At 73.3% G+C, this 20681-nt stretch carries 19 protein-coding genes; 13 read left to right on the top strand and 6 right to left on the bottom strand.

Annotation, left to right across the window (positions count from 1 at the left end):
* Window positions 1-2: 2 nt before the first annotated feature.
* Window positions 3-527, bottom strand: coding sequence for an RNA polymerase sigma factor (locus QHG49_RS10215; protein WP_301488767.1), 525 nt, complete (start codon window positions 525-527; stop codon window positions 3-5).
* Window positions 524-835: a hypothetical protein gene (locus QHG49_RS10210; RefSeq protein WP_301488765.1), complete on the bottom strand. Its 312-nt coding sequence runs from the start codon at window positions 833-835 to the stop codon at window positions 524-526. Before QHG49_RS10210 ends, QHG49_RS10215 begins: the two co-directional genes overlap by 4 nt.
* A 247-nt stretch (window positions 836-1082) precedes the next feature.
* Between QHG49_RS10210 and QHG49_RS10205 the strand changes: the two genes are divergently transcribed.
* The 3 genes from QHG49_RS10205 to QHG49_RS10195 all read left to right on the top strand — a co-directional run bounded on the left by QHG49_RS10205 (window position 1083) and on the right by QHG49_RS10195 (window position 4268).
* Window positions 1083-1931, top strand: a complete 849-nt coding sequence (locus QHG49_RS10205) for a GNAT family N-acetyltransferase (protein ID WP_167532239.1) — start codon at window positions 1083-1085, stop codon at window positions 1929-1931.
* A gap of 19 nt (window positions 1932-1950) precedes the next feature.
* Window positions 1951-2481 (top strand): GNAT family N-acetyltransferase, encoded by a 531-nt coding sequence (locus tag QHG49_RS10200; RefSeq protein WP_159705548.1) that lies wholly within the window; start codon window positions 1951-1953, stop codon window positions 2479-2481.
* An 83-nt stretch (window positions 2482-2564) separates the two neighbouring features.
* Window positions 2565-4268, top strand: a complete 1704-nt coding sequence (locus tag QHG49_RS10195) for a proline--tRNA ligase (protein WP_301488760.1) — start codon at window positions 2565-2567, stop codon at window positions 4266-4268.
* A 111-nt stretch (window positions 4269-4379) separates the two neighbouring features.
* Here QHG49_RS10195 and QHG49_RS10190 read toward each other — a convergent pair whose 3' ends face one another.
* Window positions 4380-5123 (bottom strand): SDR family oxidoreductase, encoded by a 744-nt coding sequence (locus QHG49_RS10190; protein WP_111585647.1) that lies wholly within the window; start codon window positions 5121-5123, stop codon window positions 4380-4382.
* 99 nt (window positions 5124-5222) lie between these two features.
* Between QHG49_RS10190 and QHG49_RS10185 the strand changes: the two genes are divergently transcribed.
* On the top strand, window positions 5223-6092 hold the full coding sequence (locus tag QHG49_RS10185; RefSeq protein WP_145485512.1) for a LysR family transcriptional regulator: 870 nt from the start codon (window positions 5223-5225) through the stop codon (window positions 6090-6092).
* A gap of 158 nt (window positions 6093-6250) precedes the next feature.
* On the opposite strand, the gene QHG49_RS10180 is transcribed toward QHG49_RS10185, so the two are convergent.
* The 3 genes from QHG49_RS10180 to QHG49_RS10170 all read right to left on the bottom strand — a co-directional run bounded on the left by QHG49_RS10180 (window position 6251) and on the right by QHG49_RS10170 (window position 8346).
* Complete coding sequence (locus tag QHG49_RS10180; protein ID WP_301488758.1) at window positions 6251-7159, bottom strand: aminoglycoside phosphotransferase family protein; 909 nt, start codon at window positions 7157-7159, stop codon at window positions 6251-6253.
* 114 nt (window positions 7160-7273) lie between these two features.
* Window positions 7274-7831, bottom strand: coding sequence for a ferritin-like domain-containing protein (locus tag QHG49_RS10175; RefSeq protein WP_301488756.1), 558 nt, complete (start codon window positions 7829-7831; stop codon window positions 7274-7276).
* Window positions 7828-8346 (bottom strand): hypothetical protein, encoded by a 519-nt coding sequence (locus QHG49_RS10170; protein ID WP_301488754.1) that lies wholly within the window; start codon window positions 8344-8346, stop codon window positions 7828-7830. The genes QHG49_RS10175 and QHG49_RS10170 overlap by 4 nt, the downstream gene beginning before the upstream one ends.
* A 253-nt stretch (window positions 8347-8599) precedes the next feature.
* Between QHG49_RS10170 and rimP the strand changes: the two genes are divergently transcribed.
* From rimP to QHG49_RS10125, 9 genes are all read left to right on the top strand, one after another.
* Window positions 8600-9106: a ribosome maturation factor RimP gene (gene rimP, locus QHG49_RS10165; protein ID WP_145485508.1), complete on the top strand. Its 507-nt coding sequence runs from the start codon at window positions 8600-8602 to the stop codon at window positions 9104-9106.
* A gap of 2 nt (window positions 9107-9108) precedes the next feature.
* Window positions 9109-10095, top strand: coding sequence for a transcription termination factor NusA (gene nusA, locus QHG49_RS10160; RefSeq protein WP_145485507.1), 987 nt, complete (start codon window positions 9109-9111; stop codon window positions 10093-10095).
* A 124-nt stretch (window positions 10096-10219) separates the two neighbouring features.
* On the top strand, window positions 10220-10516 hold the full coding sequence (locus QHG49_RS10155; protein ID WP_145485506.1) for a YlxR family protein: 297 nt from the start codon (window positions 10220-10222) through the stop codon (window positions 10514-10516).
* Between the two features lie 144 nt (window positions 10517-10660).
* On the top strand, window positions 10661-13723 hold the full coding sequence (gene infB / locus QHG49_RS10150; RefSeq protein ID WP_159705558.1) for a translation initiation factor IF-2: 3063 nt from the start codon (window positions 10661-10663) through the stop codon (window positions 13721-13723).
* A 224-nt stretch (window positions 13724-13947) separates the two neighbouring features.
* Entirely contained in the window at window positions 13948-14241 is a 294-nt protein-coding gene (locus QHG49_RS10145; protein WP_145485504.1) for a DUF503 domain-containing protein, read from the top strand.
* Between the two features lie 85 nt (window positions 14242-14326).
* Window positions 14327-14779 (top strand): 30S ribosome-binding factor RbfA, encoded by a 453-nt coding sequence (gene rbfA / locus QHG49_RS10140; protein ID WP_111585657.1) that lies wholly within the window; start codon window positions 14327-14329, stop codon window positions 14777-14779.
* Window positions 14776-15681, top strand: coding sequence for a tRNA pseudouridine(55) synthase TruB (gene truB, locus QHG49_RS10135; RefSeq protein WP_145485503.1), 906 nt, complete (start codon window positions 14776-14778; stop codon window positions 15679-15681). The genes rbfA and truB overlap by 4 nt, the downstream gene beginning before the upstream one ends.
* Before the next feature lie 254 nt (window positions 15682-15935).
* A complete protein-coding gene (locus tag QHG49_RS10130; protein WP_301488747.1) occupies window positions 15936-19484 on the top strand; it encodes a trypsin-like peptidase domain-containing protein in 3549 nt (1182 codons plus the stop codon).
* Between the two features lie 140 nt (window positions 19485-19624).
* Window positions 19625-20572, top strand: a complete 948-nt coding sequence (locus QHG49_RS10125; RefSeq protein ID WP_145485502.1) for a bifunctional riboflavin kinase/FAD synthetase — start codon at window positions 19625-19627, stop codon at window positions 20570-20572.
* Window positions 20573-20681: the final 109 nt, after the last annotated feature.

The following is a 20681-nucleotide window of genomic DNA, read 5'->3' as shown; positions in this document are numbered from 1 at the left end:
GTTCACTGCTCCTCCTCCCCGAACTTGGTGTCCAACTCGTCGAGCTTGGCGCGCAATTTGGCCTTCGCCGCGTGCGTACAGCTCTTGACCGACCCGGTCGACAGTCCGAGAGCACCGGCTGTTTCCTCGACGCTCAGCTCTTTGTAGAACCGTAGGTGGATGACCTCCCGCTCTCTGGGCGTCAACTCCTTCATCGCCTGAGCGATCACGACCTGGTCGAGGATCCGGAGGTACTCGTCGCGGTCGTCGGCGGGCTCGGCCCCGTCCCGATCGCGGTGTTTCTCTTCCTCCGCGTGGCGGCCCCACCATTTCGCGGACTCGTTGGCCGCGATCCGGTAGGCGTAGCCGATCTTGAAGCCGTCCCGGATGGCAGGCCACCGCCGGCGAACCGCGGCGAAGACATCGTTGACGATCTCATCCGCGACCGGGTGCGGGATGCCCCTGCGCAGGAGCGACCCGCGCAGTGCGTTGTGATGCTGTTTGTAAAGGTCGAGGATCTCGTTGTCGAACCGCTGCCTGTCGTTCACCAGGAGTGTCCACCTGCCGGCAGGTCGTTCGGACCGGAACGTTCGAGCCGGGCCCCGGACGAGGGATCCGGCAACGCTCCCTCGCCGCCGGCGCCACCGCTGTCCCGGGTCTGGGGCGGCATCACGCGGATGACTCGCGTCCGCCCGCCCTCCTCGGTCTCCAGGAAGTCGGTGCCCGGCCGGAGCAGGGGAAGCACATTGATGGTGGCAGCGTTGCGCTCACGCTCAAGCTCGATCGTGGTACGGCTCCTGGTCCGTTCCGTCAGGTAGCTCCAGAACCCGCCTTCGCGGCGGAGGATGCTCGTCACCCATGTCAGCGGTCCCATCCTTGGTCCCCTCTGTCCTCAGCACTGCCGGCTTCTGAGAACAAGAAGGGGGCAGGAGAGGCAATCGGTTGGGGCCCGTGTCGCTTTTTCTCCGACGGATTCGAGAAGCACGCCGGACGACGCGCGGGCCGCCCGGTCCTCAGAGGATCCCGGACTGTTCGACGCGCCGCCGGGAACGCGCGGCTATAGTGCCAAGACCAGCGCAAACCCCAGGGTGAGGCCCCCGCACTTGTTGACCCAGACCACCTCACGGGTGCTCGATCCGAGCGACCTCGACGCCGCGCTCGCCGTCCTGGACCGCGAGCCGGTCGCGAACGCCTTCGTGACCGCGCGCGTCCAGATCGCCGGGCTCGACCCCTGGCGCCTCGGCGGCGAGATGTGGGGCTGGTACGAGGACGGCATGCTCACGTCCCTGTGCTACGCGGGCGCCAACCTGGTCCCGATCTGCGCCACCGAGCGCGCCGTACGCGGCTTCGCCGACCGGGCCCGGCGGGCCGGGCGGCGCTGCTCCTCCATCGTCGGGCCCGCCGACGCCACCTCCGCGCTGTGGCGGCTGCTGGAACCCCACTGGGGCCCCGCCCGGGAGGTCAGGTCCCAGCAGCCCCTGATGGTCACCGACCGCATGCCCGACGACATCGCCCCGGACCCCTACGTCCGCCGCGTCCGCAAGGACGAGATGGAGACGATCATGCCGGCGTGCGTGGCGATGTTCACCGAGGAGGTCGGGGTGTCGCCGCTGGCGGGCGACGGCGGTCTGCTCTACCAGGCCCGGGTCGCCGAACTCGTCGGCTCCGGCCGGTCCTTCGCCCGCCTGGACAAGGACGGCAAGGTCGTCTTCAAGGCGGAGATCGGCGCGGCGACCTCCCAGGCCTGCCAGATCCAGGGCGTGTGGGTGGCCCCCGAACACCGGGGCAAGGGCCTCGCCGCCCCGGCCATGGCGGCGGTCCTGCGCTACGCCCTGGCCGACGTCGCGCCCGTGGTCAGCCTGTACGTCAACGACTTCAACACCGCGGCCCGCCGCACGTACCGCAGGGTGGGCTTCCAGGAGATCGGCGCCTTCATGAGTGTGCTGTTCTGAACCCGGATACGCTCCCGGCATGGATCTAGCGATCGGCCCCCTGGACCTGTCGGCCCGCGTGGACGAGGCCCTGGCGGTCCAAGCGGTGGCGTTCGGCCTCGGCCCGGACGAAGTCGCCGTACGGCGCCAGATCGTCCAGCGCCATATGCAGTTCCCGGGCGCGCGGGCCCTCGGCGCGACCAGCGGGGGGCTCCTCGTCGGCTTCGTCTACGGCATGCCCAACTCCCGTACCCACTGGTGGTCGACCGTCGTCGAACCGTACCTGCGCGCGGCCGGCAACGACGCCTGGCTGGACGACTCCTTCGTGATCACCGAGCTGCACGTCCACCCCGACCACCAGAACCGGGGCATCGGCCGCCGTCTGATCACCCGGATCACCGACTCGGCCGCCGAACCCCGCTCGATCCTCTCCGCGATCGACATCGACAGCCCCGCCCGCGGCCTGTACCACTCCCTCGGCTACACCGACCTCGCCCGCCGCGTCCACTTCCCGAGCGCGCAGCGCCCGTACGCCGTCATGGGAGCCCCGCTGCCGCTGCGCGGGCGATAGGGCGTTAACCGATTTCCGCCCGCCCGGCAAGCCCGGCTAACCTCCTATGCCATCACCGGTTATCTGGCAGGAGTACGAGAACCATGGCCAACGCACAGGTCCAGCGCATGTCCCAGTTGATGGTGAAGACGCTGCGCGACGACCCGGCGGACGCCGAGGTCCTCAGCCACAAGCTCCTCGTCCGCGCCGGCTATGTCCGCCGTACCGCCGCCGGCATCTGGTCCTGGCTGCCCCTGGGCAAGAAGGTCCTCGCCAACGTGGAGCGCGTCGTACGCGAGGAGATGGACGCCATCGGCGCCCAGGAGGTGCTGCTCCCCGCGCTGCTGCCCCGCGAGCCCTACGACGCCACCGGCCGCTGGGACGAGTACGGCCAGGAGCTGTTCCGGCTCAAGGACCGCAAGGGCGGCGACTACCTCCTCGGCCCCACGCACGAGGAGATCTTCACCCTGCTGGTCAAGGACCAGTGCACGTCCTACAAGGACCTGCCGGTGATCCTCTACCAGATCCAGAGCAAGTTCCGCGACGAGGCCCGCCCCCGCGCCGGCATCCTGCGCGGCCGCGAGTTCCTGATGAAGGACTCGTACTCCTTCGACACCGCCGACGAGGGCCTCGCCGAGGCGTACGCCCGGCACCGCGAGGCCTATCAGCGGATCTTCACGCGCCTCGGCCTGGACTACCGCATCGTCGCGGCCACCGCCGGCGCCATGGGCGGCTCCAAGTCGGAGGAGTTCCTGGCCCCCGCCGAGGCCGGCGAGGACACCTTCGCGGACTGCCCGAACTGCGACTTCGCCGCGAACACCGAGGCGATCAGCTACGCGCTCCAGCCCGTCGACGGCTCCGCCGTGCCCGCGCTGGAGGAGATCCCCACCCCCGGCACCCCGACCATCGAGACGCTCGCCGCCTCGCTCGGCGTCCAGGCCTCCGACACGCTGAAGAACCTGCTGGTCAAGGTGGACGGCGAGATCGTCGCCGTGGGCGTGCCCGGTGACCGCGAGGTGGACCTCGGCAAGGTCGAGGAGCACTTCGCGCCCGCCACCGTCGAGATGGTCACCGAGGCGGACTTCGCCGGCCGCCCCGACCTGGTGCGCGGCTACGTCGGCCCCCAGGGCCTGGGCGAGAAGGTCACGTACATCGCCGACCCCCGCGTCGCCCCCGGCACCGCCTGGATCACGGGCGCCAACAAGGCGGACACCCACGCCAGGAACGTCGTCGCCGGGCGCGACTTCGAGGTCGACGAGTACGTGGACGTCGTCGTGGTCCAGGAGGGCGACCCCTGCCCCACGTGCGGCACCGGCCTGAAGCTGGACCGCGCCATCGAGATCGGCCACATCTTCCAGCTGGGCCGCAAGTACGCCGACGCCCTCAAGCTCGACGTCCTCGGCCAGAACGGCAAGCCCGTCCGCGTCACCATGGGCTCCTACGGCATCGGCGTCTCCCGCGCCGTCGCCGCGCTCGCCGAGCAGACCGCCGACGAGCAGGGCCTGTGCTGGCCCAAGGAGATCGCCCCAGCCGATGTGCACGTGGTCGCCGCCGGCAAGGCCCTCCAGACCGAGCTGGCCCTCGACGTCGCGGGCAAGCTGGCCGCCGCGGGCGTCCGCGTCCTCGTCGACGACCGCGCCGGTGTCTCCCCGGGCGTCAAGTTCACCGACGCCGAACTGATCGGCGTCCCCCAGATCCTCGTCGCCGGCCGCCGCTCGGCCGAGGGCGTCCTGGAACTGAAGGACCGCAGGACGGGCGAGCGCGAGGAGGTCTCGGTGGAGGACGCGATCGCGCGCCTGACCGCGTAAGCACCGGCCGACGTACGACCGACGCCCCCGGGTCCTCCCGGGGGCGTCGTCGCGTTCACCCGGTCCCGGGAAGGCCCGGGGGAGGGCGACGACGCGGCTCCGGGGCCCGGCCTAGAGCTGCGAGGCCCCGCCGTCGACAGGGAACTCCGCGCCCGTCGAGAAGGTCGCGCCGAACGCCAAGTACGCCACCGCCGCGGCCACTTCCTCGGGCGTCCCAAGACGCCGCATCGGGATGGTGCTCCGGTAGCCGTCCTTCACCGTCTCGGCGACATCGGCGGGGACGGAGCGGTCCAGGACGCCCGTGTCGGTCGGGCCGGGGCTCACGGCATTGACCCGCACCCCGCGCGGCAGCAGCTCGCGGGCCAGCGTGCGCGTCATCGACCGCAGTGCCGCCTTGCTCGCCGAGTAGGCGCTGAGCGCGTCGAGGCCCAGGACGTTCACCACCGACGTGGTGAGGACCACCCCGCTCCCCTCGCGCAGCAGCGGCGCCAGCGCCTGCACGGTGAAGTACGGGCCCTTGGCGTTGATGTCGAACAGCGCGTCAAACATGTCCTCCGTCGTCGAGCCGAACGGCGCGGACGCGGTGACACCGGCGTTCACGAACAGCGCGTCCACCGTGCCGAACCGCTCCCGGACCGTGGCGGCCAGCGCCTCGATCTCCGTCAGGGACGCGGCGTCGCTGCGGACGGCGATCGCCCCCTCGCCCAGCCGCTCCAGCGCGCTGTCCAGGGCGGACCGGGTGCGGCCGGTGATCAGCACGCGCGCCCCGCCGTCCGCGAACAACCGGGCGGCGGCCAGTCCGATACCGCTGCTTCCGCCCGTGATCACGATCTTCTTGCCGTCATAAGTGGTCATGCCCGCAAGCCAAATGGCGACCGGCACCCCGTGTCCAAGACCCGTTCTGTATGCCGCCATGCGCCAGGCGCATGACAGCGCGCGACGTACGCTGGCCGGATGGACCTCGATCTGCGGCTCGTGCGCTATTTCACGGTCGTGGCGGAGCACGGCAACTTCGGCCGGGCCGCCACCCGGCTGCACCTGGCGCAGCCGTCGCTGAGCCGCCAGATCCAGCGACTGGAAGCCCAGCTCGGGGTCCGGCTCCTCGACCGCTCGCCGCAGGGCAGCAGCCTCACCGACGCCGGTCGGGCCTTCCTGCCCCGGGCCCGGATCCTGCTCCAGGAGGCCGAGCGGGCCGCCCGCACGGCCAGGGCCGCCGCGCAGCCTCGTACCGTCACCGTCGGCCGCGCCGAGGGACTGGTCATCACCGCCTGCACGCAGGAACTGCGCCGCCGCCACCCTGAGGCCCAGGTCCGCACCCGCCACCTCGACTGGCGGGACACGCGCGCGCTCACCGAGGGGCGCGTCGACGCCCTCATCGCCTACGGACCCCTGCCCTTCCCCACGGACGGCTTCCGGGTGACCACCCTCCATCAGGAACCGCGGGTGCTCGTCACCTCGGCCAGTCACCCGCTGGCCGACGAAAAGGCGATCAGCCCCGGGGCCCTGGCGGACGAGGAACTGGTGGCCTGCGCCAGCACCCCGGTTCTCTGGAGCACTCCCAAGCCGGTCGGCGCCCACCCGGCGCCGCCTCGGCCCGCGGGCGACGACAGCTTCGAGGACAAGCTGGAACTCGTCGCCACCGGCCACTGCGTCGCGATCTTCCCCGCCGGTGATCGACGCGCCGCGGTACGCGAGGACCTCGCCCTGATACCCCTCGTCGACACCGACCCCTGCGAGGTCCTGCTCGTCACCCGCGCCGACGACCCGAACCCGCTGCTCGGATCACTGGAGGACATCGCCCGCACCGTGCTCGGCGACGCCTAGGGCCTCTCGTGTGGATCATGCCGGGCTCGCGGGCCCTGGCACCGCGCCTCGCGGCGTTGTCGTCGGTTGCCGTGGCTCCGCCATGTCGCCCTCCTCCGCCTTGCGACGCACGGCACCGGACCCCGCTCCCTGATCCGGCCTGATCCAAACGAAAGACCCTAGAGCCACCCGGCGAACTCCAGCAGCAGCTCCCCGTCCCGCGGCCGGCCCACCCGTACCGCGCGGACCCCCGACTCCACCGCCCGGAACAGCGTCCACCCCCGCAGCCGCTCCTGATCCACCTCCAGCGACTCCGCGAGCCGCTTGATCCGCCGCCGCGTGATGGAGGCGCCCGAGGGGGAGGCGATCAGATCCTCCACCCGGTCCCGCACCAGCCGCGCCAGATCGAACGCGTTCTCCCCGACCACCGGGTCCGGCCCCACCGCGAGCCACGGCAGCCGCGACCCGGACAGCACCTTGCTCTGCCGGAACGTGCCGTGCAGCAACCGCTCCTCCGGCGGCGCCACCAGCAGGCCCTCCCGCGCCGCCAGCGCCGCGTCCACCAGCGCCGCCACCTCGGGATCCCGCTCCGCGCCCGCCCGCATCGCCGCCGCCTGCCGCCCGGTGCGCTCGGCGACGGTCTCGAAGACATGGTCCGCGGGGGGCTCCACCCACAGCCGCCGCAGCGTGCCCGCCGCCTCCAGCAGCGCCTTCGCCTCGGGCAGCGAGCGCACCGAGACATCCGGGTGCAGCCGCTCCAGCAGCAGCGCACCCTCCGCGCCGTCGTCCGCGTCCGACGCCGGCAGCTGTACGGCACCCCGCCCGCCCCAGTGCGCCAGTGCCGCCCGCTCGCTCTCCGGGCGGGCCCTCGGCGGGGCCAGCTTCAGTACCGCCGGGGTGCCGTCCGCCTGCCGCACCAGCACCACCAGGCTGCTGCGGCCCCCGGGCACCTGCACCCGCTCGACGGTCAACTCCCGCCGCGCCACGGCCCGTTCGGCCAGCTCAGGCAGCCGGGCCAGCCAGTCGTCCCCGGCCGGTGCCGTCTCCCCGAGCGCCCGCACCAGGCGCCGCGGCGGTTCGAAAGCCATGCGCGAGCCGTTCCCTTCCTCGTGATTCCCGTCCGTCCGGTGGCCGTCGTCACCGGTCGTACCCGTCGTACCGGTCGTATCCGTCGTACCCGTCGTGCACAGGTCGTACGACGCTCAGCGGACCGCCGACGCGGACCCTGAAGGCGTCGCGCCCGCGGCCCCCGCCCCGGTCGCCGTGTCCGCCCCGGCCGCCGTCTCCGTCCCGGTCCCGGCGTCCGTGCCGGTCCCCGTCCCCTCGCCCGCCCGTTCGGCGAGCCCCGGGAAGGCTACGCTCCGTCCGCTCCAGCCCACCGCCCGCACCGCTGCCTCCCGCAGGGCTTCCGCCGCCGAGGTGCGCCGCGCGCCGGCCGTCGAGCGGACCAGGTCGGCGTAGACCCCGGCCACCCGCTGCTCCAGGCGCGCGGCGAGCCGTACCGCGTCCGCCGGGTCGCGCACCGCGAACGGCAGGGCGTAGGCCGCGCTCGCCGCCACCGGCCGGCCGCCCAGGTCCCGCACCTCGCGGGCCAGCGCGTCCCGCCGGGCCCGGTGGGCGTCGTACGCCGCCTTCGCCTCGCCGCGGCGCCGGTCGTCCACCCGGCCGCCGACCACGCCGTACCCGTACACCGCCGCGTGCTCCGCCGCCAACGCGGCCTGGAACGCGGTGAGTTCGGTCTTGTCGCCGTCGTCGCTCACTTCGCCGCCCCCGTCGTCAGCAGGTACGCGTGCGCGGCGCCGGCCGCCGCCGTGGAGGCCAGCAGCCGCGCCGGCTCGCCCGGCACGTCCAGCAGCGCCCTGGCCCGCCGGTCGGCGAGCGCCCGCTCGGCGGCGGCCAGCGAGGCGAGGGCGTCCTTGGCGGTCGCCGGCACCGGGTCCGGCGAGGCGGTGGGGGAGGGGGAGGCGGAGCCCGAGGGGGACGCGGTGGGGGTCGTACCCTCCCGGAACGCGGCGGCATGGGCCGCGACCTCCGTGCGCAGCGGGCGCAGCCGCTCCGCGAGGTCGGGGAACGCCCTGAGCACGGCGTCGTAACGTTCCAGCAGCGTCGCGCTGTCCGCGGCGGCCTGCGCGCGGACCACCGCGGTGGCCGAGGGGTCGTCGCCGGAGCCGGATCCGGACGTGCAGCCCGCCAGCAGGGCGGCACCGGCGGCCGAGGCGAGCAGGGTTCTTCTGCGCGGCCCCGAGGGGGTGCGCGGTGGCGAGGGGTACGGCACGGCAGACGTCCTCGGGGAACTCGTACGACAAGAACGACAAGAAGAAACGACAAGAAGAAGAGCGGCGCGACGAGTCGCTCGTGATCACCGTACCCGCGCACCTGTCCGATACCGGTCACCGGCACCGCCCCGCCTCACCCGTCCCGCGCCGGGTTGTCCACAGGTGGACGGCAACACTCCCCGCGACCGGATACCCTTTGACCTGACACGCGACCCATCCCACAACAGCACACGCGGCCGAGGAGTCACCCGGATGAGCACCACCCAGAGCGAGAGGCTGCGAGAGCTGCTGGAACCGCTCGTCACCTCTCAGGGGCTGGATCTCGAAGAGATCGCTCTCGACTCCGTCGGACGCAAGCGGGTGCTGCGCGTGGTCGTCGACTCCGACTCCGGGGCGGACCTGGACGCGATCGCCGATGTGAGCCGCGCGCTCTCGGCGAAGCTGGACGAGACCGACGCGATGGGCGACACCGCGTACGACCTGGAGGTCGGAACCCCCGGCGCCGAGCGCCCCCTCACCGAGCACCGGCACTTCGTGCGCGCCGTGGACCGGCTCGTGAAGTTCCAGCTGGCCGAGGACGGCGAGCTGGTCGCGCGGATCCTGGCCGTGGACGAGGAGGGCCTCGACGTCGAGGTGCCCGGCGTCAAGGGCCGCAAGGCCACCACCCGCCGGATCGCCTTCCCCGAGATCGCGAAGGCCCGCGTGCAGGTCGAGTTCAACCGCAAGGACACGAAGGACAAGAAGGAAGAGGAGGCGTAGCCGTGGATATCGACATGAGCGCCCTGCGGGGCTTGGTCAGGGAGAAGGAGATCTCCTTCGACCTGCTGGTCGAAGCGATCGAGTCGGCCCTCCTCATCGCCTACCACCGCACCGAGGGAAGCCGCCGCCACGCGCGCGTACGGCTCGACCGGCAGACCGGTCATGTGACCGTGTGGGCGAAGGAGGACCCCGAGGACCTGGAGGAGGGGCAGGAGCCGCGGGAGTTCGACGACACCCCCTCGGGCTTCGGGCGCATCGCCGCCACCACCGCCAAGCAGGTGATCCTCCAGCGGCTGCGCGACGCCGAGGACGACGCCACGCTCGGCGAGTACGCGGGCCGCGAGGGCGACATCGTCACCGGCGTGGTCCAGCAGGGCCGCGACCCGAAGAACGTGCTGGTCGACATCGGCAAGCTGGAGGCCATCCTGCCGGTGCAGGAGCAGGTCCCCGGCGAGACCTACCCGCACGGCCAGCGCCTGCGGTCGTACGTGGTCCGGGTCGCCAAGGGCGTGCGCGGACCCTCCGTGACGCTCTCGCGCACCCACCCGAACCTGGTGAAGAAGCTCTTCGCCCTGGAGGTGCCGGAGATCGCCGACGGTTCGGTGGAGATCGCCGCCATCGCCCGCGAGGCCGGCCACCGCACCAAGATCGCCGTCCGCTCCACCCGCTCGGGCCTGAACGCCAAGGGCGCCTGCATCGGCCCGATGGGCGGCCGGGTGCGCAATGTGATGGGCGAGCTGAACGGCGAGAAGATCGACATCGTCGACTGGTCGGACGACCCGGCGGAGATGGTGGCGAACGCCCTGTCACCCGCCCGGGTGAGCAAGGTGGAGGTCGTGGACCTCGCCTCCCGCTCCGCCCGGGTGACCGTGCCGGACTACCAGCTGTCGCTGGCGATCGGCAAGGAGGGGCAGAACGCCCGCCTCGCCGCCCGGCTCACCGGCTGGCGCATCGACATCCGGCCCGACACCGAGCAGCCGGCGGAGTAGAAGCCGCCGGACAGACGTCTCCGGGCAGGGAATGGATCCAGGCCGCGAGCGCTTGGATTACGACAACAGCCGTTCGATCTTTCCCCCAAAGGGGTGAGGGTGGTGCGGGGAGGTACACTAAGCCGTGTCTGGCCGGACGCATGCCGGAGCACGCCCTGAACGCACCTGTGTGGGGTGCCGGGAGCGGGCGGCCAAGAACGATCTCCTGCGGATCGTGCGGAGCGAGGACGAATGTGTCCCCGATCCGCGCGGTACGCTGCCCGGCCGGGGTGCGTATCTGCACCCCGCCCTGGTCTGTCTCGACCAGGCGGTACGCCGCCGGGTGTTGCCGCGGGCACTGCGCGCCCCGGGAGCGCTCGACACAAAGGCGTTGCGCCGATACGTCGAGCAGGCAACAGTTGCCGAGCAGGCAACGCCGTAAGACATGCCGTACGGAACCCCGTGCGGCTTGGTACCTCGCGAGTCGAAAGCAGGTCGAGATTGCGATGAGCACTCGATGAGTACGCGATGAGTACGCCCATGAACTAGCGACGGTCCGGCTTCACCCGGACCTCAAAGGAGCGAAGTGGCTAAGGTCCGGGTCTACGAACTCGCCAAGGAGTTCGGTGTCGAGAGCAAGGCCGTCATGGCCAAGCTCCAGGAACTCGGTGAATTCGTCCGTTCGGCGTCTTCGACCATCGAAGCGCCGGTTGTACGCAAGCTGACCGACGCCTTCCAGGGTGGTGGCAGCGGCAAGTCCGCCAAGCCCGCCCCGCGCAAGGCCTCCCCCAAGCCCGCCGCGCCCTCCCCGGTGCAGGCGGCACGTCCGGCTGCCCCGCGGCCGGCGGCTCCCAAGCCCGCGACGCCCGCCCCGGAGCAGCCGGCGGCGCCGGCCGCTCCGTCGGCTCCCGCGGCGTCCGCACCGGCCTCGGGTCCGCGTCCGGGCCCCCGGCCCGCGCCGCGTCCGGCCCCGGCCGCCCCGGAGTTCACCGCTCCGCCGGCCGCTCCGGCCGCCCAGACCCCGCAGGCCCCGGCCGCACAGGGTCAGGGTCAGGGCCAGGGTCCGCGTCCCGGTGGCGCCCGTCCCGGTGCCCCCAAGCCCGGTGGCCGTCCGGCCCAGGGTCAGGGTCAGGCCCGTCCGGGCCAGGGCGCGCCGCGTCCCGGTGGCCAGGCCCCGCGTCCGGGTGCCCGTCCCTCCGGCCCGCGTCCGGGTAACAACCCCTTCACGTCCGGCGGCTCCACCGGCATGGCGCGCCCGCAGGCGCCCCGTCCGCAGGGTGGCCCGCGTCCCGGCGGTGCCCCCGGCGCCGGTCCCCGTCCGCAGGCGCCCGGCGCCCAGGGCGGCGGTCCGCGTCCGCAGGCTCCCGGCGGTCCGCGTCCGACTCCGGGCGCGATGCCCCGTCCGCAGGGCGGCGCCCCGCGTCCCGGCGGCCCGCGTCCGAACCCCGGCATGATGCCGCAGCGTCCCGCTGCCGGCCCGCGTCCCGGCCCCGGCGGCCGTGGTCCGGCCGGTGCCGGTCGTCCCGGCGGTGGCGGCGGTCGTCCCGGTGGCGGCGGCTTCGCCGGTCGTCCCGGCGGCGGTGGCGGCGGTGCCCGTCCGGGCGGCGGCGGCGGTTTCGCCGGTCGTCCCGGTGGCGGTGGCGGCGGCTTCGGCGGCGGCCCCGGTGGCGGCGGTCGTCCCGGCTTCGGCGGTCGTCCCGGCGGTCCCGGTGGCCGTGGTGGCACGCAGGGCGCCTTCGGCCGTCCCGGTGGTCCCGCGCGTCGCGGCCGCAAGTCGAAGCGGCAGCGTCGCCAGGAGTACGAGGCCATGCAGGCCCCGAGCGTCGGCGGCGTGATGCTGCCGCGCGGCGGCGGCGAGACCATCCGTCTCTCCCGTGGCGCGTCGCTCACCGACTTCGCGGAGAAGATCAACGCCAACCCGGCGTCCCTCGTCGCGGTCATGATGAACCTCGGCGAGATGGTCACCGCGACGCAGTCCGTCTCCGACGAGACGCTGCACCTGCTCGCCGGCGAGATGAACTACACGGTTCAGATCGTCAGCCCCGAGGAGGAGGACCGCGAGCTGCTCGAGTCCTTCGACCTGGAGTTCGGCGAGAACGAGGGCACCGAGGAGGACCTGGTCGTCCGTCCGCCGGTCGTGACCGTCATGGGTCACGTCGACCACGGTAAGACCCGGCTCCTCGACGCCATCCGCAAGACGAACGTCATCGCGGGCGAGGCCGGCGGCATCACCCAGCACATCGGTGCCTACCAGGTCGCGACCCAGGTCAACGGCGAGGACCGCGCGATCACCTTCATCGACACCCCGGGTCACGAGGCGTTCACCGCCATGCGTGCCCGTGGTGCCCGGTCGACGGACATCGCGATCCTGGTCGTCGCGGCCAACGACGGCGTCATGCCGCAGACGGTCGAGGCGCTGAACCACGCCAAGGCGGCCGAGGTGCCGATCGTGGTCGCGGTCAACAAGATCGACGTCGAGGGTGCCGACCCGACCAAGGTGCGCGGTCAGCTGACCGAGTACGGCCTGGTGGCCGAGGAGTACGGCGGCGACACCATGTTCGTCGACATCTCCGCCAAGCAGGGTCTGCACATCGACAGCCTCCTGGAGGCCGTCGTCCTCACCGCCGACGCCGCCCTGGACCTGCGTGCCAACCCGCACCAGGACGCGCAGGGTATTGCGATCGAGTCCCGCCTGGACCGCGGTCGCGGTGCGGTCGCGACGGTCCTGGTGCAGCGAGGCACGCTGCGGGTCGGCGACACCATGGTGGTCGGCGACGCGTACGGCCGAGTCCGCGCGATGCTGGACGACAGCGGCAACACCGTCGCCGAGGCCGGTCCGTCGACGCCGGTCCAGGTCCTGGGCCTGACCAACGTCCCGGGTGCCGGTGACAACTTCATCGTGGTCGAGGAGGACCGTACGGCCCGCCAGATCGCGGAGAAGCGTGCGGCCCGTGAGCGCAACGCGGCCTTCGCGAAGCGCACGCGCCGTGTCTCCCTGGAGGACCTGGACAAGGTGCTCAAGGCCGGCGAGGTCCAGCAGCTGAACCTGATCATCAAGGGTGACGCTTCCGGTTCGGTCGAGGCCCTCGAGTCCTCGCTGCTCCAGCTGGACGTCGGCGAAGAGGTCGACATCCGCGTCCTGCACCGCGGTGTCGGTGCGGTCACGGAGTCCGACATCGACCTGGCCATGGGCTCGGACGCCATCGTCATCGGCTTCAACGTCCGTGCGGCCGGCCGTGCCGCGCAGATGGCGGAGCGCGAGGGCGTCGACGTCCGGTACTACTCGGTCATCTACCAGGCGATCGAGGAGATCGAGGCGGCCCTCAAGGGCATGCTCAAGCCGGAGTACGAAGAGGTCGAGCTCGGTACGGCGGAGATCCGCGAGGTCTTCCGCTCGTCCAAGCTGGGCAACCTCGCCGGTGTGCTCATCCGGTCCGGCGAGGTCCGCCGCAACACGAAGGCCCGCCTCCTGCGCGACGGCAAGGTCATCGCGGAGAACCTCACCATCGAGGGCCTGCGTCGCTTCAAGGACGACGTCACCGAGATCCGCGAAGGCTTCGAGGGTGGTATCAACCTCGGAAACTTCAACGACATCAAGGTCGACGACGTCATCGCGACGTACGAGATGCGCGAGAAGCCGCGGGCGTAACCGGCCGACGGTTCACGCCGGCCGACGGGATGCGTCCTGTCGGCCGGCGTGCCGTTCCGGACGTCGACGGGCATTCGGGGACCTGTGGCAGCTGCCGCGGGTCCCCGCACCGCGTGGAAACCCTGTCGAGCCTCCGCCAGGTACGCGGTACCGTTTCTTGATGTCCCCGGCCGTCCGGCGCAGGGGCCATCGATCCCGGACCGGCGGGTGAACCGGCAACACACATGTACGTGGGGACTCTGTCCTTCGACCTCCTCCTCGGCGACGTCCACTCGCTGAAGGAGAAGCGCTCCGTCGTCCGCCCGATCGTCGCCGAACTCCAGCGGAAGTACGCGGTGAGCGCGGCCGAGGTGGACCACATGGACCTCCACCGGCGGACGATCATCGGCCTGGCTGCGGTCTCCGGCGACGCGGCGCACCTCACGGACGTACTGGACCGGTGCGAACGGCTGGTCGCCGCCCGCCCCGAGGTGGAGCTGCTGTCCGTACGCCGCCGCTTCCACGGCGACGACGACTGACACGGCGACGACGACTGACACGGACCGCGGAACAAAGACCACGGATCGAAGACCAAGGAATCAGGAAAGAACGGGAGCTGGACCAGTGGCCGACAACGCGCGGGCGAAAAGGCTGGCGGACCTCATCCGAGAGGTGGTTGCCCAGAAGCTGCAGCGCGGGATCAAGGACCCGCGGCTCGGCTCGCACGTCACCATCACGGACACCCGCGTGACGGGTGACCTGCGGGAGGCGACCGTCTTCTACACGGTGTACGGGGACGACGAGGAGCGGAAGGCCGCGGCGGCGGGCCTGGAGAGCGCCAAGGGCATCCTGCGCTCCGAGGTCGGCCGCGCGGCCGGGGTGAAGTTCACCCCGACCCTCACCTTCGTCGCGGACGCCCTCCCGGACACCGCCAAGACCATCGAGGACCTCCTCGACAAGGCCCGGCAGTCCGACGCCAAGGTGCGGGAGACCTCCGCGGGCGCCGACTACGCCGGCGGCGCGGACCCGTACCGCAAGCCGGCGGACGACGAGACGGACGGCGACGCCGCGGAATGACGCAGAAGCACACCACGCCCGACGGCCTTGTCATCGTCGACAAGCCGTCGGGCTTCACTTCGCACGACGTGGTCGCCAAGATGCGCGGGATCGCCAGGACCCGCCGCGTCGGTCACGCCGGCACCCTCGACCCGATGGCCACCGGCGTGCTGGTCCTCGGCGTCGAGCGCGCCACCAAGCTCCTCGGTCACCTCGCGCTGACCGAGAAGGAGTACCTGGGCACCGTACGGCTCGGCCAGAACACCCTCACCGACGACGCCGAGGGCGAGATCATCGCGTCCACCGACGCCTCCAAGGTGACCCGGGAGGCCATCGACGCCGGTATCGCCAAGCTGTCCGGCGACATCATGCAGGTCCCGTCCAAGGTCAGCGCCATCAAGATCGACGGCGTACGGTCGTACAAGCGGGCCCGTGAGGGCGAGGACTTCGAGATCCCGGCCCGCCCGGTGACCGTCTCCTCCTTCACGGTGTACGACGTCCGCGACGCCGTCGCCGAGGACGGCACCCCCGTCCTCGACCTGGTCGTCTCCGTCGTCTGCTCCTCCGGCACCTACATCCGCGCGCTCGCCCGCGACCTGGGCGCCGACCTGGGCGTCGGCGGACACCTCACCGCGCTGCGCCGCACCCGCGTCGGGCCGTACAAGCTCGACTCGGCGCGGACGCTGGACCAGCTCCAGCAGGAGCTGACCGTGATGCCGATCGCCGAGGCCGCCTCGGCCGCCTTCCCGCGCTGGGAGGTGGACGCCAAGCGCGCCAGGCTGCTGCTGAACGGGGTGCGCCTGGAGATGCCCGAGGAGTACGCGGACGCCGGTCCCGTCGCCGTGTTCGACCCCGAGGGCCGCTTCCTCGCCCTCGTCGAGCTGCACAAGGGCAAGGCCAAGAGCCTGGCCGTCTTCGCCTGAGCGAGGGCTCTCGCCGTGGAGCGGCGGCCGGCACGGGGTGTGCTCCCGCCGCCGCTCCACGGCCCCCCACTTCCCCCACCCCAGGGCTGTCCAGTAGCCCCCGTCGATTCACCCGTCCGGGCAGGCGCTCGGAGTGAACCGGGGGAGCGGAAGGGGGCGCGTTCCACGAGCGCGCCGCCCCGCCGATCATCACCCGCCTACCGTCGCCACAGGCAAGGGCCCACAGGCACGGGCAAGGGCGGGAAGGCAGGACGATGACGGCAGGAGACCCGCGAACCGGCGGCGCCCGCGGGGTGACGGCGCACGGCACGGGTGACATGGCGGACGCGGCGGGATCGGCACCCGCCCGCGCGGACGGGGCGCGCGGCGCACGGGTGCTCACGACCCCCCGCCCCCACCCGCAAGGCGCCCTCGGTACCCGCCGTACGGACCCCGCCCCCCTCGCCGATCCCCGCACCACCGACCCCCTGGTGCACATCGAGGACCCCGCCGGCCGCCCGCGCGGCACCGGATTCCTCGCCGACCACCAGGGCACCCTCCTCACCAGCCACGAAGCCGTCGACGGCCTCGACCGGCTGGTGCTGCGCGCCGGGGACCGCACCCGCGTGGTCGGCGCCGAGGACGTGACCGGGCTGCCCGACCGGAACCTCGCCCTGGTGCGCGCCGAGGGCCTGGACGTGCCGCCGCTGCCGCTGAGCGCCCGCGAGGACGTCGCGGCCGGCACCTACGTCCGGATCGCGGCCGGCTGCTGGCGCGAGGCGCGGGTGCTCGCCGCCGCCGAGGTGTCGTACGGCCGCCATCTGATCGGCGACGCGCTGGAGCTGGCCATCGGGACGGCGGGCCGGGACGCGCTGCGGCCCGGCGGCGGGGCGGCCGGGGGACCGGTGGTGGACGCGGGTACGGGCGCTGTCCTCGGCGTCCTCGGCACCGTGCTGCACGCCCCCCACCGGGACGCCGGCTTCGCGGTGCCGCCCCGCGCCGCCACCGGCCCCCTCGCCGAGCTGCTGGCCCGCAACGCGGCCACCGTGCCCGCCTACGGCGCCGACCTCAATCTCGCGGGCGTCCTGGAGCTGACCGCCACCTCGGTGGGCCAGGACGGACCGCCGAGGGCTCTGGTGCAGCCGGTCGAACGGGCCGCGGTGGCAGCGGAGTCGGCCGGCTTCATGGACGGCGAGCGGTGCGTGCTCGGTCTGGTCGGCGCCCCGGGCAGCGGTCGTACGACGGAACTCGCGGCCCTCGCCGCCCGCCGCGCCCGCACGGCGCAGCCCACGCTGTGGCTGCGCGGCGCCGATCTGGAGGAGGGCGACGACTCGGTCGCCGACGCGGCGCGCCGCGCCCTGGCACGGGCCGCCCGTATCGTCGCCGCCGCCCGCCGGCTCGACCTCCCCGACCTCGGCGACCTCACCCCCGAGCACCTCACCGCCCGCACGGGCCGCCCCCTCCTGCTGCTCCTCGACGGCCCCGAGGAGATGCCCCCGGCCCTGGCCCGGCGGCTCCCCGAGTGGACCGAGGGGACCGTCGGCTGGCTCCGGGAGACCGGCGCCCGCCTGGTGGTGGCCTGCCGGGAGGAGTACTGGGAGCAGGCCGGGTTTCCCGCAACGGACGTACAGGCGGTGGCACTTGGCGGCCTGGACGCCGGGGAGGCCGAGACGGCGCGGGCGCGGTACGGGATCCCCGAGGGCCTGCTCACCGCGCGGGACGCCCGGCATCCGCTCACCCTGCGGCTGCTGTCCGAGGTGTGGGCCGTCCTGCGGTCGACGCGGTTCGCCGCCCCCGTCGACCGGCACGAGGTGTTCGCGGCCCACCTCGATCTGATGTGCCTGCGCGTCGCGGTGCGGCTCGCCGCCGAGCGGGGGCTGCGCGGCACGGCCGTACGACGGCTCGCCGCCCGGGTCGCCGGGCAGGTGCACGAGGCCGCCCGGCTCAGCCTCGGACCGGGGCAGGGCGAGCTGGACCGGGCGTCCTTCGAGGCGGTGTTCCCCTGGGGACCGGCCCCCGAGCGGCTCGGCGGCGGCACCGGCTGGGCCTCCGCCGTGCTCGCCGAGGGCCTGCTCGTGCCCGCCGGGCGCGGCTACCGCTTCGCCCACGAGGAACTGGCCGACTGGCTCCAGGGCCTGCACCTCGACCTGGACGAGGCCGTGCACACCCTGGTGCACCGCGCCCGGGAGGCCGGGACGGAAAAGGACGCGCCGCCGGTGCCGCGCCATCGCGTCGGCCCCGTCGTGCAGGCCCTGCTGCACCTCGGCCGCCGCCAGGGCTCTCGACAACTCGCCTTTCAGCTCCGCGAGTTGGTGGACGCGCTGGACCTGGACACCGGCTCCTGGTGGGCCGCCCGGCTGCTCGCCGGAACCCTGGAGAGGGTGCCGGACGCGACGCCGTACACCGAGGTGCTGCGGCTGCTCGCCGAGCGCGTCGTCGCCTGGCGGCGCGAACTGCGGCCGGTGCCCGAGGAGTTCGGGCCCGCCTTCTGGACCGGCCTGCCCGTACCCGCCGCCGAGCGCCTGGACCTGCTGCGCCGCCTCGTCCTCGCCGATCCGGGCGCGGGCGCGCCGGGCGAGCGGTACCTCGACGCCGTGGCCCGGCTGCTGGCCGCCGCCCCCGATGCCGTACAGCCCTGTCTGACACGGTGGTTCGAGGACGAGCGGCCGTTGCCCGCGGCCCCGCACGCCACCGTGGCGACCGCCGCGCAGGCCCTGCTGCACACCCATCGGCACGGCGCGCTGGACGCGCTCACGGAGGCGCTGGCCGCGAGCGGTCACCGGCACGCGCAGGAGCTGCTCACCGTGCTCGCCGAGGAGGAGCCGGCGGCGCTGTGCCGGGCCGTGCACCGCTGGGCGCACGACGAGCGGCGCACGGCCCGGTACCCGGCCGCCATGACGCTCGCGCTGCGCGCCGCCCCGCATCTGCGGGCGCCCGCCGACCGCGAGCTGCTGTGCCGCGCCGCGCGGGCCGTGCTCGCCCGCCCCGCCGACCACGCCCTGCACGGCGGCGCCCACGCCCTCCTGGCCGGCTCCCCGGGCACCCGCGAACGGCACCTGGCCGAGGCGCTGCGCCACTTCGCCGACGGCGACCCGCTCGTCCCCGCCACCGCCCTGCTGCCCGCCCTGACCAGCCACCCGGACCCGGTCCTCGACGCCTTCCGGACCCGGCTGCGCGGCCCGCACCGGGAGGCGGCGGACTGCCTGCGCCGCCTCCTCGACGACGTCACCACCCCGGCCCTCGCCCGCGCCGCCGCGACCCTGCTGCGGGAGGCGGCGCGCCCGCACCCGGAGACCGCCGGCCGCATCGCCACCGCCGTCGACCACCGCCTGGCCCATGGCCCCGTCGCCCGCCCGGTCCTGTTCCCCCTGGTCACCGGGCTGCTCCGGGACGGCCCCGAACCACTGCGGGCCGCCCTGGCCACCGTCCTCGCCGCCGCCGACACCCGCGCCTGCGGCGTGCCGCGGACCGGCCCCGGCACGCGCGCCCCCGGCTCGCCGCGCGCCGGACTCCTGGACTTCCTGCTCGCCCGTGAACAGGAGCCGTCCGTGCTGGTCGCCGTCCTGCACGCGGCGGCCTCGGACACCGGTCCGGCGGACGACGTCCGCGCCCTCGTGCACCGCACCGGACTGCTCCTGGGCCGCACCCCCGAGGGTGCCACCCGCTTCGACCGCGCCCTGGTCGACCTCGGCCGGCACGTCCCCGGCTTCGCCACCCGGATGAACCGCTGGTTCGCCGACACCCCGGACGACTGGGCCGCCGTGGTGGGCCCGAGCACCCGCCGCACCCTGGAGAACCTCGGGGGCGCGCGGGTACCGGCCTGACACCGCCCCTGAGCTGCCGGGGCGACGTGCGCCCGGTCACAGCGCCCCGGCCGATGCGGGCCCCGGGCACCCGGCATGGCACCCTTAGACCTGCACAATCGTCAAGGTAGACACGGACACGGGTTCGAGGAGCGGTCACAGTGCAGCGCTGGCGTGGCTTGGAGGACATCCCCGAGGACTGGGGGCGCAGCGTCGTCACCATCGGTTCCTACGACGGTGTCCACCGAGGTCACCAGCTGATCGTCAAGCACGCCGTCGACCGCGCCCGCGAACTGGGCGTCCCGGCCGTCGTCGTCACCTTCGACCCGCACCCCAGCGAGGTCGTGCGCCCCGGCAGCCACCCGCCGCTGCTCGCCCCGCACCACCGCCGCTGCGAGCTGATGGCCGAACTGGGCGTCGACGCGGTGCTGATCCTCCCCTTCACCAGCGAGTTCTCCAAGCTGTCGGCCGCCGACTTCGTGGTGAAAGTCCTGGTGGACAAGCTGCACGCCAAGGCGGTCGTGGAGGGCCCGAACTTCCGCTTCGGCCACAAGGCGGCCGGAAACGTCGAGTTCCTCGCCGAGCAGGGCAAGGTCTACGACTTCGAGGTCGAGGTCGTCGACCTGTACGTGTCCGGCGCGGCGGGCGGCGGCCAGCCGTTCTCCTCGACCCTGACCCGGCGTCTGGTCGCCGAGGGCGATGTCGAGGGCGCCCGCGAGATCCTGGGCCGCCCGCACCGGGTGGAGGGCGTCGTGGTGCGCGGCGCGCAGCGCGGCCGGGAGCTGGGCTTCCCCACGGCGAACGTCGAGACGCTGCCGCACACCGCCATCCCCGCCGACGGTGTGTACGCCGGTTATCTGCACGCGCAGGGCGAGATCATGCCGGCCGCGATCTCGGTGGGCACGAACCCGCAGTTCGACGGCACCGAGCGCACGGTGGAGGCGTACGCCATCGACCGCGTCGGCCTCGACCTGTACGGCCTGCACGTCGCCGTCGACTTCCTCGCCTACGTCCGCGGCCAGGCGAAGTTCGACTCGCTGGAGGCTCTGCTGGAGCAGATGGCGGCGGATGTGAAGCGGTGCAAGGAGATCGTGGCGGCGGAGGGTTAGCCGCCGAGGGTTCGGGAGGGTCAGCCGCCGAGGGTTTCGAGCCGTAGGGCTTCGATACGACAGCGAAGGGCGGCCGGTGCGTGGAGCACCGGCCGCCCTTTCGTCATGC

The organism is Streptomyces sp. WP-1 (assembly GCF_030450125.1).
GTDB classification, from domain to species: Bacteria; Actinomycetota; Actinomycetes; order Streptomycetales; family Streptomycetaceae; genus Streptomyces; species Streptomyces incarnatus.
The sequence above is the reverse complement of the archived record's forward strand: the minus strand, read 5'-3'. Positions and strand labels throughout refer to the sequence as shown.